This window comes from Novosphingobium sp. B-7, from assembly GCF_000410615.1.
GTDB classification, from domain to species: Bacteria; Pseudomonadota; Alphaproteobacteria; order Sphingomonadales; family Sphingomonadaceae; genus Novosphingobium; species Novosphingobium capsulatum.
Genome location: NZ_KE148443.1, coordinates 1 through 263, shown reverse-complemented (window position 1 = coordinate 263; position 263 = coordinate 1). Strand labels below are relative to the sequence as shown.

1 pseudogene is annotated in these 263 nt (G+C 71.5%); it reads left to right on the top strand.

Annotation, left to right across the window (positions count from 1 at the left end):
- A pseudogene (locus tag H926_RS29090) lies at positions 1-263 on the top strand (helicase); the annotation flags it as partial.

Below are 263 nucleotides of genomic sequence, written 5' to 3'. Positions count from 1 at the left end.
CCTGTCCGATGCGCTGCACGGGCGGCTGACCGAACGCTTCGTCAACCGCCGCACCACGGTGCTGATGCGCAAGGCTGGGGCCGACGCCTCGCTGCTGCCGGTGCGCCTGGGCGACGATGGCGCCGTGCTGGTCGACGATGAAGCCATTGGCCATCTCGAAGGGTTTCGCTTCGTGGTCGATCCGCTCGCCCGCGCGGCCGATCGCAAGCTGCTGCTGGCTGCGGCCGAACGGCACCTGCCGGGCCTGCTCGCCACGCGCCTGG